At 69.7% G+C, this 14,698-nt stretch carries 12 protein-coding genes; 7 read left to right on the top strand and 5 right to left on the bottom strand.

Translation table 11 applies throughout. From position 1 onward, the window contains the following. Positions 1-12 precede the first annotated feature (12 nt). The 4 genes from pgfA to rpsA all read left to right on the top strand — a co-directional run bounded on the left by pgfA (position 13) and on the right by rpsA (position 7,066). A complete protein-coding gene (gene pgfA / locus HQK15_RS13830) occupies positions 13-1,008 on the top strand; it encodes a cell envelope lipid trafficking protein PgfA (RefSeq protein ID WP_173492063.1) in 996 nt (331 codons plus the stop codon). A 96-nt stretch (positions 1,009-1,104) separates the two neighbouring features. Next, the gene (locus HQK15_RS13825) at positions 1,105-4,119 is read left to right on the top strand and encodes a PQQ-dependent sugar dehydrogenase (protein ID WP_173492062.1); all 3,015 of its coding nucleotides are present in this window, start codon (positions 1,105-1,107) and stop codon (positions 4,117-4,119) included. Between the two features lie 23 nt (positions 4,120-4,142). Then, positions 4,143-5,396 (top strand): M18 family aminopeptidase, encoded by a 1,254-nt coding sequence (locus HQK15_RS13820; RefSeq protein WP_173492061.1) that lies wholly within the window; start codon positions 4,143-4,145, stop codon positions 5,394-5,396. A 206-nt stretch (positions 5,397-5,602) separates the two neighbouring features. Continuing rightward, positions 5,603-7,066 carry a 30S ribosomal protein S1 gene (rpsA, locus tag HQK15_RS13815; RefSeq protein WP_173492060.1) on the top strand — a complete coding sequence of 488 codons (1,464 nt, stop codon included), beginning with the start codon at positions 5,603-5,605 and terminating at the stop codon, positions 7,064-7,066. Positions 7,067-7,139: 73 nt separating this feature from the next. On the opposite strand, the gene HQK15_RS13810 is transcribed toward rpsA, so the two are convergent. Continuing rightward, on the bottom strand, positions 7,140-7,280 hold the full coding sequence (locus HQK15_RS13810; protein ID WP_173492059.1) for a hypothetical protein: 141 nt from the start codon (positions 7,278-7,280) through the stop codon (positions 7,140-7,142). Between the two features lie 93 nt (positions 7,281-7,373). Here HQK15_RS13810 and HQK15_RS13805 point away from each other — a divergent pair, with 93 nt between their 5' ends. After that, a complete protein-coding gene (locus HQK15_RS13805) occupies positions 7,374-8,333 on the top strand; it encodes a GlxA family transcriptional regulator (RefSeq protein ID WP_173492058.1) in 960 nt (319 codons plus the stop codon). A 7-nt stretch (positions 8,334-8,340) separates the two neighbouring features. Here the strand turns inward: HQK15_RS13805 and HQK15_RS13800 are convergent, their stop codons facing one another. Continuing rightward, positions 8,341-9,675: a class I adenylate-forming enzyme family protein gene (locus HQK15_RS13800; RefSeq protein WP_173492057.1), complete on the bottom strand. Its 1,335-nt coding sequence runs from the start codon at positions 9,673-9,675 to the stop codon at positions 8,341-8,343. A 109-nt stretch (positions 9,676-9,784) separates the two neighbouring features. Here HQK15_RS13800 and HQK15_RS13795 point away from each other — a divergent pair, with 109 nt between their 5' ends. After that, positions 9,785-10,651: an SH3 domain-containing protein gene (locus tag HQK15_RS13795; RefSeq protein ID WP_173492056.1), complete on the top strand. Its 867-nt coding sequence runs from the start codon at positions 9,785-9,787 to the stop codon at positions 10,649-10,651. 8 nt (positions 10,652-10,659) lie between these two features. Next, positions 10,660-11,268: a dephospho-CoA kinase gene (gene coaE / locus HQK15_RS13790; RefSeq protein ID WP_173492055.1), complete on the top strand. Its 609-nt coding sequence runs from the start codon at positions 10,660-10,662 to the stop codon at positions 11,266-11,268. Here the strand turns inward: coaE and HQK15_RS13785 are convergent. The 3 genes from HQK15_RS13785 to HQK15_RS13775 all read right to left on the bottom strand — a co-directional run bounded on the left by HQK15_RS13785 (position 11,265) and on the right by HQK15_RS13775 (position 14,632). Continuing rightward, positions 11,265-12,161, bottom strand: coding sequence for a sigma-70 family RNA polymerase sigma factor (locus HQK15_RS13785; RefSeq protein ID WP_173492248.1), 897 nt, complete (start codon positions 12,159-12,161; stop codon positions 11,265-11,267). The two genes, coaE and HQK15_RS13785, sit on opposite strands and share 4 nt — an antisense overlap. A gap of 275 nt (positions 12,162-12,436) precedes the next feature. Continuing rightward, positions 12,437-13,315 (bottom strand): hypothetical protein, encoded by an 879-nt coding sequence (locus HQK15_RS13780; protein WP_173492054.1) that lies wholly within the window; start codon positions 13,313-13,315, stop codon positions 12,437-12,439. Positions 13,316-13,393: 78 nt separating this feature from the next. Beyond that, positions 13,394-14,632 (bottom strand): HNH endonuclease signature motif containing protein, encoded by a 1,239-nt coding sequence (locus HQK15_RS13775; RefSeq protein WP_173492053.1) that lies wholly within the window; start codon positions 14,630-14,632, stop codon positions 13,394-13,396. Positions 14,633-14,698 lie beyond the last annotated feature (66 nt).

The raw sequence follows: 14,698 nt of genomic DNA, 5'->3' as shown, positions 1-14,698 counted from the left end.
GTGGGAAAGAAATTGGGGACAGTCGCACTGTTCCTCGGAGCCTTCGTGCTCGCGATCGCCGCGTTGTCGAAGTTCTACATGTACGACCAGCTGGCCGTGGTGCCGCTGAACCAGGACACGACGAGCGAGGCCACGACCGCGCCCGGCGCCGATGCCGAGTACCTCGACGCCGCAGCCGGCCTCAAGGTCACGAACGGACCGCTCAAGAACGTCAAGGTCGTCCGCGGTGACATCGAGGCGAGCAAGCAGGCCAGCAAGGACCTCGGCAAGGACATCGCCGTCTGGGACATCTACGACAGCACCGACAAGCCGACGTTCGACTTCGCCAGCGGCGAGACGGCGCTGAGCGCCACCGACGACCGGGTGGCCTTCGACCGCCACACGGGCCTGGCGGTGGACTGGAAGGGCACCAAGAGCACGGCCGACGGCGAGACCATCGAGCCCGGTGACTTCACGGGCCTGTACTTCAAGTTCCCGTTCGGGGCCGAGAAGAAGACCTACCCGTTCTGGGACGGCACCCTGCGGCAGGCGACGCCGGCGAAGTACGTCGGTGAGGGCACCGTCAAGGGCATGAAGGTCTACAAGTACCGCCAGACCATCGAGCCGATCAAGACCGGCACGATCGACGTGCCCGGCACCCTGGTCGGGTCCGACGAGGGCACGGTCACTGCCGACCGGATCTACTCGAGCGTCAGTGACTACAGCATCGACCCGGTCACCGGAGTGGTCCTCTTCGGCCAGACGGCCCAGGACAGCTACCTCGAGCTCGACGGCGAGCGGGTGCTGACGACGACGAAGGCCACGCTCGCCTACACCGATGCCAACGTCGCCAAGACCGTCGACGACTTCAAGTCCAAGTCGTCGCTGCTCGGCGCGCTGCAGACCACCGTCCCGATCGGTGGCCTCGTGCTCGGTGTCGTGCTCATCGGTGTCGGGGCGTTCGCCCGTCGGTCGCGTCCCGCGGCCGCGCACACCGCAGGCAAGGACGAGCTGGTCGGCTCACGCTGACCCACCTCCACGGGCCGGAGCGGACGCTGCGCGATGCAGCGTCCGCCCCGGCCCGTCTGCAAGGCCTCGCATCCTCACACCAGGGAGTGGATGACCATGTCGGCTCGAGTCGCGGCGACGATCGCCGTCGCGCTGCTGGCGACCTCCTTCACCTGGGTCGGTGCGTCCCCGGCCTTGGCCGCCACGCCGGAGGCGACCGTGAGTCCTGCGGCGCCGATGCGGGCCGAGTCGTTCACGATCTCGACCCGGCTGACGACGCGCTTCGCCCGGACCGCCCGTCTGCAACGACTGACCGGATCGACGTGGCGCACGGTGTCGTCGCGCAGCACCAGCCGGGCAGGATCGGTCTCGTTCACGACGTCGACGCCCTACTCGTCGACCAGGTTGAGGGTCTACGCGCCGGCGGCCCGCAACGGCTCGAAGCGGTTCCCGTCGCAGCGCACCGCCACGCGCACGGTGCGGACGGTCGACCAACGGGTCACGCACTTGCTCAGCGAGCGACCCACCGACGCTCGGCTCACGATGGCCGTCACGGCGACGCCCGCTCGACCCGGACGGGCAGTGAAGCTGCAGGAGCAGTCCGGCGACGGCTCATGGGTCACCGTCTCGACAGGCACGATCGGGTTGGGCGGCGCCGCGCGCTTCGACGGCGTCCGGACGGGTCTGCAGGCCGACGGCCGGCGCTACAGAGCCAACGTCTCCGCGGCGCGGGGAGCCTCCGGGGCGGTCTCGCCCCCGTCGACGTTCAGGTCGACGCCGCTCGGCGTCCGTCTGGTCGCGGAGCCCGCCGCTGACGGCACGCGCATCCTCACGGCGTCGACCACCGGTGTGGTCGACCGCGTGCGCTTCTACGTCGACGGCTCCGAGATCGGATCGGACACGACAAGGCCCTGGAGCGTGCCGTGGACGCCGGCGCGCGGTGAGCACGACCTCGTCGCGAGGGCGGTGGGGCCCAACGGCACGGTGCTGAGCTCGGCGGTCCTCGCCGACGTGCCGGCGGGGACGGTCGACGAGACGGCAGGCGTCCCCGACGGGTTTTCGGTCGAGACCGTGCAGTCCGGCTTCGACCTGCCGACGACCTTCGCGGTGGCCGACCTCGACCACGTGCTCGTCGCCGAGAAGTCCGGTCTGGTCAAGCTCTTCGGACGCGACGAGCAGGGGCAGGCGACCACCCCGAGGATCGTCCTCGACCTGAGGGACCGGGTGCTGCAGCAGGAGGACCGAGGGCTGGTCGGGCTGGCGGTCGACCCCCGGTTCGCGAGCAACGGCTTCATCTATGTCGCCTACGTGCTCGACGACGGTTCCGACGGCGATCGTCGGGCCCAGGCGCAGCAGGTCGTCCGCTACACGATGGTCGACGACGAGATCGATCCCGCGACCCGGCACGTGGTGCTGGGACGCGTCACCGGCCCGTCCTGCTACGCCGTCGAGGTGATCGAGACCCCCGACTGCCTGCCGCTCGACGGCTACACCCACACGATCGGTGACCTCGCCTTCGACGACGCCGGGCGCCTCCTGGTCAGCGTCGGCGACGGTGCGCTGCTGACCTTTGCCGAGTCCGAGACCGGCCGCGCCCAGACGATGCGGGCCCAGAACCCCCAGGTGCTGGCGGGCAAGGTGCTGCGGGTCGACCCCGTGACCGGTCGCGGCGTGCCGGGCAACCCCTTCTACGGGACGCCCCAGGACGCGGCGGGCCTGCCCGGCACCTCCAACGCGAGCCGGGTGCTGGCGCTCGGGTTCCGCAACCCGTTCCGGATCAGCGTGCGGCACGCGGGCAACGGTGACCCGGACGACGACCAGGTCATGGTCGGCGACGTGGGGGAGGGACGCACCGAGGAGATCAACTCGATCACCGACGACTCAGGCGTCAACTTCGGCTGGCCGTGCCTCGAGGGGACGCAGCCGACGGACCTGCCGGGCCTCGACGCCGAGGACAGCCCGTTCCATCCCTGCGTGGCGGTGCGAGGTGCGTCGGGCGACGATGCACCGGTGGGTCCGTCCCACGCCTACGCGCACGTCGGAGGGGCGTCGGTCACCGGAGGAGTGACGTCGACCGGCGACGTCTATCCGCCCGAGTACCGAGGTGCCTACTTCTTCGGTGACTACGCCGAGAGCTTCCTGCGCACCGCCGTGGTCGACCACCACGGAGAGCTCGAGGAGGTCGAGCCCTTCGCCACCGCAGACGCGGCGGGCGGACCGGTCAAGCTCGTCGACGCGGCAGACGGCACGATCTGGTTCCTGTCGGTCTACACCGGGACGTTGCGCCGGATCGCCTACTCGCCGGAGCCTCAGCCCGGACGGTGCGCGGTCGGCACCTTCGCGCAGACCTTCCACGACCTGGACGGTGACGACAGCACCTTCGACCGTGACTACGCCGAGAACGGGTGGTGGCTCCCCTTCGCCGAGGCGACGCTCCCGGCCGAGCCGGTCGCGACGGGCGGGTGCCGTGAAGGCATCACGCTGGCTCCGACGCTCGGCTCGCCCTGGACCGATGACGACGACCGGGAGCACCCGGGGGATCGCTTCGGCGTGCGCTGGCAGGGCCGGGTCGAGCTGGCCGGCGGCACCTACCGGTTCGACGTGCGGGGCCAGGAGTGGGTCAGGCTCTGGGTCGACGGCACCCAGGTCTACGACTGGTTCGACGCCAACGAGTTCTGGCTCGACAACGGTGTCGACGCGCCGGTCGTCCGGCTGGACCGGGGCGTCCACTCGATCCGGGTCGAGCTGGTCCACCGGGAGGGCGAGGCCTCGGCCGCGGTGACGTGGGACCGGACGGGGGTGCCACCTTCGGTCGCGCTCGACCTTCCGGCGGCGGGGGCCGTGGTCTCACGCGGCCAGCCCGTCCCCTTCAGCGCGACCGTCTCGCCGGGCGCCGACGTCGAGGTCGTCGCGGAGCTGCTCCACCACTCCGGCGGCGACGTGCACGTCCACCCCTACGCCAGTCGCGCGGCGGCGGCAGGGACGCTGACGTTCGACGACGAGCACGCTCCCGGCGGATCGGTGTTCAGGGTCCGGGCCGTGGCGACCGGTCCCGACGGCAGCACGACCCGCAGCGCACCGGCGTACGTCTGCCTGACCGGCAACCGCGTCGGCATCTGCGGGACGAGCTAGAGCGCGGTCATAGACTGGCCGGCATGACGATCGCTCCGGCCGAGGCGCTGTGCACGTTCATCGACCGCTCGCCGACCCCGTTCCACGTCTGCCGGACGGTCGCCGCCGAGCTGGAGGCCGCCGGCTACCGGCAGCTGCGCGAGGCCGATGCCTGGCCGGTGACGCCCGGGCGCTTCTTCGTGGTGCGGGGTGGCTCGCTCGTCGCGTGGTCGACCGACTCGGCGCAGTCGCCCAGCGACGCCTTCCGCGTCGTCGGTGGCCACACCGACAGCCCCAACCTGCGGCTCAAGCAGCACCACGACCTGGCGCCCGAGGGCCTCGGCGTCGTCGCGCTCGAGCCCTACGGCGGTGCGTGGCTGAACTCGTGGCTCGACCGTGACCTGGGCATCGCGGGGCGGCTCGCGCTGCGCGACGGCAGCGAGGTGCTCGTGCACGTCGACGAGCCCGTGCTGCGCGTGCCCCAGCTCGCGATCCACCTGTCGGCCGAGCGCAAGGTCGACCTCGACCCGCAGCGCCACCTCAACGCCATCTGGTCGACCTCGCCCGGCACGTTCCTCGAGCTGGTGGCCGACCGGGCCGGCGTCGACCGTCGCGACGTGCTCGGCTTCGAGCTGATGACGCACGACACCGCGCCGAGTCGCCTCACCGGTGCGTCGGGCGAGCTGGTCAGTGCACCGCGGCTCGACAACCAGGCCACGTGCTTCGCCGGCACCCGCGCGCTGCTCGCCGCCGAGCCCGTGGCGGGCGTCCGCCCCGTCCTCGCGCTGTTCGACCACGAGGAGGTCGGCAGCACGTCCGAGCGCGGCGCGCAGTCCGACCTGCTGCTGACGGTGCTCGAACGCATCGTCTTGGGGGCAGGCGGGTCGCGCGACGACCTGCACCGGGCGATCGCCGCGTCGGTGTGCGCCTCGGGCGACATGGCCCACGCGACCCACCCCAACCACGCCGAGCGTCACGAGCCGCTGCACCACATCACGATCGGGGGCGGACCGGTGCTCAAGCTGCACCCCAACCTGCGCTACGCCACCGATGCGGCCGGCGCGGCCCACTTCGCCCGGGCCTGCGAGCAGGCCGGCGTCCCGCTGCAGCGCTACGAGCACCGCGCCGACCTGCCGTGCGGGTCGACGATCGGTCCGCTCAGCGCCGCCCGCACAGGCATGCTGACGGTCGACGTCGGCGCCCCACAACTGGCGATGCACTCGGCCCGCGAGGTCATGGGCGCAGCCGACGTCGATCCCTATGCGCGGGCCCTGTCGGCGTTCCTCTCGCCCGCCTGAGAGGCACCCGGATCGGTGTCCCGACCCGGCTACCTTCCTGACGGGGGTGTCGCGTACGATTGACACTGCGCTGATGGCCTGTGCGTACCTCGGACGTAGCAGGCTCGCACTCGTGCCTCGCCGGGCGAATCTCCTCGGCATCCTCACGATCCAAGGGCTGTCCAGCGTGCCCGACAATTCCACCCATCCATCGGAGCAACTCCTATATGACTAGCAGCATCGCCCACGTGGCACCGCAGGTCGCGGTCAACGACATCGGCTCTGAGGCAGACTTCCTCGCCGCCATCGACCTGACCATCAAGTACTTCAACGACGGAGACATCGTCGAAGGCATCATCGTCAAGGTCGATCGTGACGAGGTCCTCCTCGACATCGGCTACAAGACCGAAGGTGTCATCCCCTCGCGAGAGCTGTCCATCAAGCACGACGTCGACCCCAACGAGGTCGTTTCCGTCGGTGACAGCGTCGAGGCCCTCGTCCTTCAGAAGGAGGACAAGGAAGGCCGTCTGATCCTGTCCAAGAAGCGTGCGCAGTACGAGCGTGCGTGGGGCGACATCGAGAAGATCAAGGCCGAGGACGGCGTCGTCGAGGGCACCGTCATCGAGGTCGTCAAGGGCGGCCTGATCATGGACATCGGTCTGCGCGGCTTCCTGCCGGCGTCGCTGGTCGAGATGCGCCGCGTGCGCGACCTCGACCCGTACATCGGCCAGAAGATCGAGGCCAAGATCATCGAGCTCGACAAGAACCGCAACAACGTGGTCCTGTCGCGCCGTGCCTGGCTCGAGCAGACGCAGTCGGCCGTTCGCCAGAACTTCCTCACCGAGCTCCAGAAGGGGCAGGTCCGCAAGGGCGTCATCTCCTCGATCGTCAACTTCGGTGCGTTCGTGGACCTCGGCGGCGTCGACGGACTCGTCCACGTCTCCGAGCTGTCGTGGAAGCACATCGACCACCCCAACGAGGTCGTCCAGGTCGGCGACGAGGTCACCGTGGAGGTGCTCGACGTCGACATGGACCGCGAGCGCGTCTCGCTGTCGCTCAAGGCCACGCAGGAAGATCCCTGGCAGCACTTCGCCCGCACCCACCAGATCGGTCAGATCGTCCCGGGCAAGGCGACCAAGCTCGTCCCGTTCGGTGCGTTCGTCCGTGTCGAGGAGGGCATCGAGGGCCTGGTGCACATCTCCGAGCTCGCCGAGCGTCACGTCGAGATCCCCGAGCAGGTCGTCCAGATCGGCGACTCGGTCATGGTCAAGATCATCGACATCGACCTCGAGCGTCGTCGCATCTCGCTGTCGCTCAAGCAGGCCAACGAGACCGAGGCTGCAGTCAGCGATGACTTCGACCCGACGCTCTACGGCATGACGTCGTCCTACGACGAGCAGGGCAACTACATCTACCCCGAAGGTTTCGATCCCGAGACCGGCGAGTGGCAGGAGGGCTTCGACGAGGCCCGCGCCACGTGGGAGAAGCAGTACGCCGAGGCTCACGAGCGCTGGGAAGCCCACAAGAAGCAGATCGAGGAGGCCGAGAAGGCCGGCATCGAGGCTGCCGAGGCGTCCAACTACTCGTCGGACTCGTCCGCCGGGTCGGACGACGCCCCGCAGGAGGGTTCGCTCGCCTCGGACGAGGCGCTGCAGGCCCTGCGCGAGAAGCTCACCGGCGGCGAGGCGTAACCACCGCCCGTCTCCAGCACAGAACCCCCGGTCCTCACGGATCGGGGGTTCTGTGCGTCCGGGGTCCGGTGCGTCAGCGGACGCCGTGACCGTGCGGCGCGTCGTGGTGGTGGCTGCGGGGAGCGGGGCGTGAGCCGTAGCCGTCGGAGGAGATCGTCCGGACGAGGGCGATCGTGGTGGCAGTGACCAGGAGGACGAGCAGGAAGATCAACATGGCAGCAATTCTTCGCCGCTGGCTTTCCTGCCACCAGTGGCAGGAAAGCCACTCTGCGTTGATTTCCTGCCACATGGGTGCGAGGATCACGGGATGAAGACCGTCGCAGTCATCGTCCAGGACGGCGCGGAGCCGTTCGGTCTCGGATCGTTGGTCGAGGTGTGGGGCGAGCCCTATCACGCCGACGACGACAACCCGGTGTTCGACTTCCGCGTCTGCACGCCGCGCCCAGGGCGCGTGCGGGGTCGCGCCGGCTTCGACCTGCACGTCGAGCACGGGCTCGATGCGATCGAGGACGCCGACCTGGTGTGCTTCTCGCCCAAGCACGAGTTCCTCGACTTCGACCCGGCGGTGATCGCGGCAGCGCAGGCCACCTACGAGCGAGGGGCGATCGTCTACGCCCACTGCTCGGCGTCGTTCCTGCTGGCCGAGGCGGGCCTGCTCGACGGTCGCGAGTGCACGACCCACTGGCGCTACGGCGAGCTGATGGCCCGCAGGTATCCCCGGGCGATCGTGCGCCCTGACGTCCTCTACGTGCAGGACGGCACGATCCTCACCGGCGCCGGGTCCGCTGCCGGCATCGATGCGTCGCTGCACCTGATGCGCCAGACCTTCGGCGCCAAGGTCGCCACGACGACCGCGCGCCGTATCGTCGTCCCGCCGCACCGTGACGGGGGACAGGCCCAGTTCGTCAGGACACCGATGAAGACCACTGACGTCGAGACCTTGGCGCCGCTGCTCGACTGGATGACCGCGCACCTCGACGAGCCCCTGCCGGTCGAGCGGCTGGCCCGGCACGCGCACACGTCGGCCCGGACGTTCGCGCGTCGCTTCCGCGACGAGACGGGCACGACGCCGCTGCAGTGGGTCACCAACCAGCGGCTCGCCCTCGCCGAGGAGATGCTGGAGGGCTCGGGGCTGTCGGTCGAGCAGATCGCGACCCGGGTCGGCTTCGGCAACGCCGCGACCCTGCGCCACCACTTCTCCGCCGCCCGGGGCACGACGCCGCTGCAGTACCGCCGGACGTTCGCGAGCGTCGACGAGGCGGTCTAGGCAGCCCTCAGAGCTCCGTGCGCCGCACCTTGCCGGTCGCGGTGCGGGGCAGGCTGTCGAGCCGCTCGTACGTCTTGGGACGCTTGGGCGGCGCCAACCTGGTCTCGGCCAGGTGGCGCAGCGCCTCCTCGGCGACGTCTCCGACGTAGGCGGCGCACACCCGCTGGCCCCAGCGCGGGTCGTCCCGGCCGAAGACGACGAGGTCGCGCAGGCCGTCGGCGTCCTCGAGGGCCGACTCGACCTCGGCGGGATAGACGTTGACGCCGCCCGTGATGATCAGGTCCTCGCGGCGCGAGTCGAGATAGACGTAGCCGTCCTCGACGCGGCCGAGGTCGCCGACGGAGAACGCAGGCCCGTCGGCGGTGTCCCGCCACGTCGCGGCGGTCTTGTCGGGAGCGTTCCAATAGGTGAACGCCGCCCACCGCGGCACCGCGCACCACAGCTGGCCCTCGTCGTCCGCGGTCACGACGCGTCCGGGTCGGGCGCGCCCGAGCGTGCCGGGCCGGGCCACCCACTCAGGGGCCGGGCACGCCGTGAACTGCCCCTCGGTCGAGCCGTAGAACTCCCACACGACGTTGATGCCGAACCACGCGTGCGTCCGGCGCCTGACGGGCTCGGGGCAGGGGGCTCCCGCGTGGGCGACCAGCCGGAACGACGACACGTCGGGAGTGAGGCCGTGCTCGTCGACGTGGGCCAGGAGGCGTTGCAGGTGAGCAGGGACGCAGAACATCGAGGTTGGGCGGAGCGTGTCGACCGCCTCGAGGAAGGCGGCGGGCTCGAACTTCGGCAGGACCGCGATCGAGCCGCCGGCCAGCAGCGTGCCCATCGCGAACCGCAGGGGAGCGGAGTGATAGATCGGCGACACGACGAGATCGAGGTCGGAGGCCTGGAACCCCCACAGCTCACGCTCCTCGCGCACGAGGGCATCGGCGTCCTCCGCCGGCAGGAGTCCCGACCAGACACCCTTGGGGCGTCCTGTCGTGCCCGAGGTGAAGTGCATGGGGCGGCACCGCGGCGACGCATCGATCGCGATCTCGGGTCCGTCGACGAGGGCCTCGAGCGCCTCGACCGAGTCGATCACGAGCGCCGGCTCGACGTCGGCGATGATCCTGTCGCGCTCGTACGACGTCAGGCGCGGGTCGAGGGGCACGGGCACGACGCCTGAGCGGGTGGCGCCCAGGACGACGCTGACGTAGGTGGCTGATCCGGGAACGGCCAGCACGACCCGGTCGCCGGACGTGAGGCCGCGCGCGGCCAGGGCGCCGGCGACGCGACGCTGCTGTCGCTCGCTCACGGCGGCGGTGAGGACGAAGAGCACGAAATCTTCCACATCGTGAGACATCGGTCACTCCCGCACGCGGGAAACGACCCGTTCGAGGTGATCTGGTGCTCCCAGTATGCTTCACTCGATCGTTGAGTCAGACGTCGTCGACGCACAAGGTGGTTCCTCCGTGGCAGATTCTCGCCACAAGCACGCTGCGCCGCGCCCCAGCCGGCGCGCGCCCCGTACCTCCCGAGCCTTCGGCTCCCCGCGAGCGCTCCTGCCCGCCGGTGGCCTGCTGGCCATCGGTGGCGTCGTCGCCGTCGTGGCCCTGCAGGGAGGCGCCTCGCCCGTCGAGGCCGGCGTCGCCGCGGCGGCCCCGCAGAAGGACCTCTTCGCCGCCTCGGTCAGCGAGGGCCAGGCCCCCGCGACCGTGAGCCGCAGCGCCGAGCGTCCGCCGCTGCCCAACGTCGCCGCCGTCGAGAAGAAGATCGAGGGACTGCGCTACGCCACGTCTGACCTCGAGATCCACGCCGCCGCCAAGAAGTCGTCGCCCGTGCTGGCCTCGGTCGCGTCGGGCGACACCGTCGAGATCACTGGCAAGACCAAGGGCGAGTGGGCCGAGATCGTCCACAAGGACCTGCCGCGCTGGGTCAAGTCGTCGCTCATCGCCAAGGAGATGCCGCTCGGCACCGCTCCGTGCCCCGTGGGCTCCGAGGGCGGCCTGCAGCCCGACACCGTCAAGGTGCTGCGCGCCGTGTGCGCCAAGTTCCCGTCGATCACGAGCTACGGCGGCATCGCCGGACGTGGCGAGCACGCGACCGGCCACGCCCTCGACATCATGGTCGGCACGGGCAACCCGATCGGCAACGACATCGCGCTGTTCTTGCAGGAGAACCGTGCCGAGCTCGGCATCGAGTACCTCATCTGGCGCCAGCGCATCTGGCGTCCCGCGACGTCGGCCGCCTGGCGAGGCATGAGCAACCGTGGCGGTGCCACGGCCAACCACCTCGACCACGTGCACGTCACGACCTACGGCAGCTCAGCGACCCGCTAGGGCCCGTCATGTTGCGAGTCGGTCTCACCGGCGGGATCGGCTCGGGCAAGAGCACCGTCAGCAGCCTCCTGGCGCAGCACGGCGCGGTCGTCATCGACTACGACCGGCTGGCGCGCGACGTCGTCGAGCCCGGCAGCCCCGCGCTCGACCTGATCGCCGAACGGTTCGGTGCCGGCGTGATTGCCGCGGACGGCTCGCTCGATCGCCCAGCGCTCGGCGCGCTGGTCTTCGCCGACCCGGAGGCGTTGAGCGACCTCAACGGCATCACCCACCCGGCGATCCGCAGCCTGGGTCACGACCGCGAGAGCGCTGCAGGCCCCGACGCCGTTGTCGTGCACGACAACCCGTTGCTCGTCGAGATGGGCGCGGCTGCGGCGTGTGACGTCGTGGTCGTCGTCGACGTTCCGGTCGAGGTGCAGGTGCAGCGGCTCACGACGCTGCGGGGCATGACGGAGGCCGACGCCAGGGCCCGCATCGCGGCGCAGGCGAGCAGAGAGGAAAGGACCGGTGCCGCCGATCTGGTGATCGACAACACCGGTCCTCAGGACGAGCTCGCATCCATCGTCGGGGGTCTCTGGGACGAGCTCGTGTCCAGGGCGGCCGCGAAGGCCGTCTAGGCCGCCAGGTCCGGATCGGCGATCCGGCGCAGGGTGGCGAGAGCCTCCCGCTCGAGCTGGCGGACCCGCTCGGCCGAGATGCCGTGACGCTTGCCGATGTCGGCGAGCTTCTGCTGGCGACCGTCGAGCAGGCCGTAGCGCGCCCGCACGATGTCGGCCTCGCGCGGTCCGAGGTGGTCGACCAGCGTCGCGATCAGGTGCCGCGACTCGTCGTCGAGCACCGCGAAGTCGGGTCCGGGCTGCGTCTCGCGAGCGATCAGGTCGCCGAGCGAGGTGTCGCCGTCCTCGTCGACGGGGGAGTCGAGGCTGACGTGGTCACGTCCCCAGGCCATCAGGTCGATGACGCGGTCGACGTCCATGCCCAGCTCGAGGGCGATCTCGGCCGGCTCCGGGTCGTAGCCCAGCTGACGCTCCAGGTTGCGGCGCGCGGCCGTGACCTGGTTGAGCTCCTCGACGACGTGGACGGGAAGGCGGACGACGCGGGCCTGCTGGGCGATGCCACGGGTGATCGCCTGACGGACCCACCAGGTGGCGTACGTCGAGAACTTGAACCCCTTGGCGTAGTCGAACTTCTCGACGGCGCGGATCAGGCCGGTGTTGCCCTCCTGGACGAGGTCGAGCATCGGCATCGCGGACCGCCCGTACTTGCGGGCGATCGACACGACGAGGCGAAGGTTGGCCTGGATGAACTCCTGGATCGCGCGGTCGCCCTCGTCGGCGAGCCACTGCAGCTCCTCCTCAGTCGCCCACTTGGGCGCTCCGCCCTTCTTGCGGCCGACGCGGCCCTCCTCGAGCAGGTGGCGGGCGAACAGCCCGGCCTCCACGGTCTTGCTCAGCTCGACCTCTCGTGCAGCGTCGAGCAGGGGAGTGCGTGCGATCTCAGCGAGGTACATGCCCACGCTGTCCTTGCCCTCGGCGGTGGTGTTGCCGGTCCTGGTGCTCACGGTGCGCCTCCCATCAGTGTGCTTGTACTGATCAGAACGCGCGGAGGCCTCTGAGGATTCCGCTCTCAGTCAAGTCTTAGGGTGTGCGTGCTATGCGATGGCGCCGCGTTCGATGAGGCAAAGCGGTCGCGGACGCTACCGAGGACCCTCATGCCGGTGACTTCGACCTGCCAAGCCAGCAAACTCTCGATACATCTAGGCACGATGAGCTTGACCCCGGTGATCTAGATCGGTTCGCGCGAACCTCGGACAACCTCACCTGCGAGCCAGAGCAGTCCGCTCGCCAACGCTGGAAAGACGATGAGGCCGAGGAACACCAAGTCAGAGTTCGTCCACTCGCCTCCTGCGGGGAGGAGTTCCCCGTGGCCAGTCACCTTCCGGATCAAGGAGTAAAGGATCCCGATGAGAAGGCCGATGCTCCAAAGGCCCATCACAAATCGGAAGACGGTCCGCGAAATCTCCGCCCACCGGGGCAGCGGGATCGCGGCATCACTCATCCGCACATCATCGCACCAGCGAACACGTACAGGCGAGCCGAGGAAATCCATTCGGCGGTACGGCCAGCAAGCCCGCAAACTCCTGATACGCCTAGTAGGTGATGTCGAAGAAGGGCCCGAGTTCGGAGCTAAGTCGCCGCTTGAAGTCCGCCCTACTTCTTCGGGTGGAGTGCCGGCGTCGATAGAGCCGGCCCAGGCGATCAGGTCGTTCCGCAGTTGATCGCTCAGTATTGGAAAGTGTTCAGGGCCAGTTGCGCCCTCATTGGTCCACAACGGCCAGTCGTTGTAATCGACGTAGACGCGGATGGGAATGATGCCCGGGTAGGGGCTTACACGCACTTGCTTTCCACTGCCCGCAAGCTCGCGTCTGAACTCACCCTCGAGGCGTCCTGCTTCGTCAACGAACCACTGGCGGGTGCCAGGCTTCCAGACACCTGTAGTCACGGTGTCGTCCGGCTCGAAGTTCTTCGAGACATGCGCCATCCAAGCGTTGACATCATCGAGAAGGCTGATCGACACGTTCGGCAGCTCGACCCCACGGTTCGCATCTCTCACGAAGAACTGTTCGTAGATGCTGTTCCACTCGATGCGGATCTTTCGCGTCATCAACACAGTCTGGCAGGGTGACTGGCCGTAGCGGAGGTTCAGCCAACCCCGCCTGTGTGTCCCTACCGCCGCGCGGAACTATTGCCGTAGGTGGCCCGGCGCCCGGCCGGGCAGGACGGGTGGCGGGTCGGAGCGGTACTCGTGGCCGGTAGGGGTGCGCCAGACCGTGGTGCGGCCGTCGACGGCAACATCCCAGCCGGGTTGGTGCTTGATGGTGTGCGACCTGGCACACAGGCCCTGGCCGTTGGCGGCCGTGGTGGGGCCGCCGTGCTCATAGGCGCGGACGTGGTCGCCGTGGCGAATCGTGAGGTCGCAGCCGGGCTGGCGGCAGTAGCGGTCACGCCTGCGGATGTGCGCGGCGGTGGGGGCGTCGAAACGGCGCCGGCGCGGCTCGCGGACGACGAGGGTGCCGTCGACGGGGTCGGTCAACAGCCTGCGGACGGAACGGTTGGGGGCCCGGGCGATGATCTCGTCGGCCACGTCGGGACAGATGGGTCCGTAGCCCTCGAGCTCGACCGCTGTCGAGGCGCCCGCGACGAGGGTGTCGGCGTCGAGGACCAGATTGACCTCGACGGAGACGTCGTCGGCGAAGGCCAGGCCTGTGACCCGCTCGACCAGCGTCTGGCACATGATCTGACCGCGGGTGCGGGGATCACCGGTCGACCGCAGGCCGGTGGCCCAGGTGTCGAGGGCCTGGTGCGCGGCCACGATCTGCTCGGCCGGGCCCCGCACCTGCAGCGTCGCCACGCCGTCGACCTCGGGCAGCAGCGTGACCCGGGCGTCTGCCCGGTTGCGGCGGGCACGCTCGTGGGCCGCCTCGGCATCGATCCCGATCACGATGCGGGCAGCCGCGTGCCGAGCGCGCAGCGTCGTCATGCCGGGGATCTTCGCGGCGATCTCGGCGTCGGCGACGGGAGCGTCGTCGACATGCAACGACCGCGTCTCGGCGGCGACGGCACGAGCCGTGGCCTCGCTGATGACACCGTCGGCGAAGAGGGTGAACACCTGCGGCATGCGCGCCATGCCCATCGCGAGCTGGACCTGGCTCCCGGCCGCGGTGGGGCCGACGTTGCGGGCCATGGAGATCTCTCCGATGATCGACAGGCACGGGTCGCCGGCGCCGACCATGAGCTTCGTGCGTTCGTCCAGCAGGGCGGCGACCTGGGCTACCTGCTCGGCCTGCAGCGCTCGGATGCCCCGATCGAGCTCGCGGATGGCGTCGATGCGGTGGCGGCCGTGGTGGGTGACCGGGTCAGCGGCGAAGTCATGACCGCGCACCGCAGCGAGCACGCTGTCGGTGGGCGCGGTCTCGAACATACTTCAAGACTAGGGGCGACCACTGACACGAACTCGCTGCGAGCGCAATGGTTTCCACACCCCGCG

Source organism: Aeromicrobium stalagmiti (genome assembly GCF_013283745.1).
GTDB lineage: Bacteria > Actinomycetota > Actinomycetes > Propionibacteriales > Nocardioidaceae > Aeromicrobium > Aeromicrobium stalagmiti.
This window is presented reverse-complemented; position numbering and strand designations above follow the sequence as displayed.

What these genes read in the sequence shown, in the direction of transcription:
- coaE (WP_173492055.1), top strand. Translation starts at nt 10,660, where the DNA reads ATGTTGCGAGTCGGTCTCACCGGCGGGATCGGCTCGGGCAAGAGCACC.
- HQK15_RS13825 (WP_173492062.1), top strand. Translation starts at nt 1,105, where the DNA reads ATGTCGGCTCGAGTCGCGGCGACGATCGCCGTCGCGCTGCTGGCGACC.
- HQK15_RS13820 (WP_173492061.1), top strand. Translation starts at nt 4,143, where the DNA reads ATGACGATCGCTCCGGCCGAGGCGCTGTGCACGTTCATCGACCGCTCG.
- HQK15_RS13780 (WP_173492054.1), bottom strand. Translation starts at nt 13,315, where the DNA reads ATGACGCGAAAGATCCGCATCGAGTGGAACAGCATCTACGAACAGTTC.
- HQK15_RS13775 (WP_173492053.1), bottom strand. Translation starts at nt 14,632, where the DNA reads ATGTTCGAGACCGCGCCCACCGACAGCGTGCTCGCTGCGGTGCGCGGT.
- HQK15_RS13805 (WP_173492058.1), top strand. Translation starts at nt 7,374, where the DNA reads ATGAAGACCGTCGCAGTCATCGTCCAGGACGGCGCGGAGCCGTTCGGT.
- HQK15_RS13785 (WP_173492248.1), bottom strand. Translation starts at nt 12,161, where the DNA reads ATGTACCTCGCTGAGATCGCACGCACTCCCCTGCTCGACGCTGCACGA.
- HQK15_RS13810 (WP_173492059.1), bottom strand. Translation starts at nt 7,280, where the DNA reads ATGTTGATCTTCCTGCTCGTCCTCCTGGTCACTGCCACCACGATCGCC.
- HQK15_RS13800 (WP_173492057.1), bottom strand. Translation starts at nt 9,675, where the DNA reads ATGTCTCACGATGTGGAAGATTTCGTGCTCTTCGTCCTCACCGCCGCC.
- rpsA (WP_173492060.1), top strand. Translation starts at nt 5,603, where the DNA reads ATGACTAGCAGCATCGCCCACGTGGCACCGCAGGTCGCGGTCAACGAC.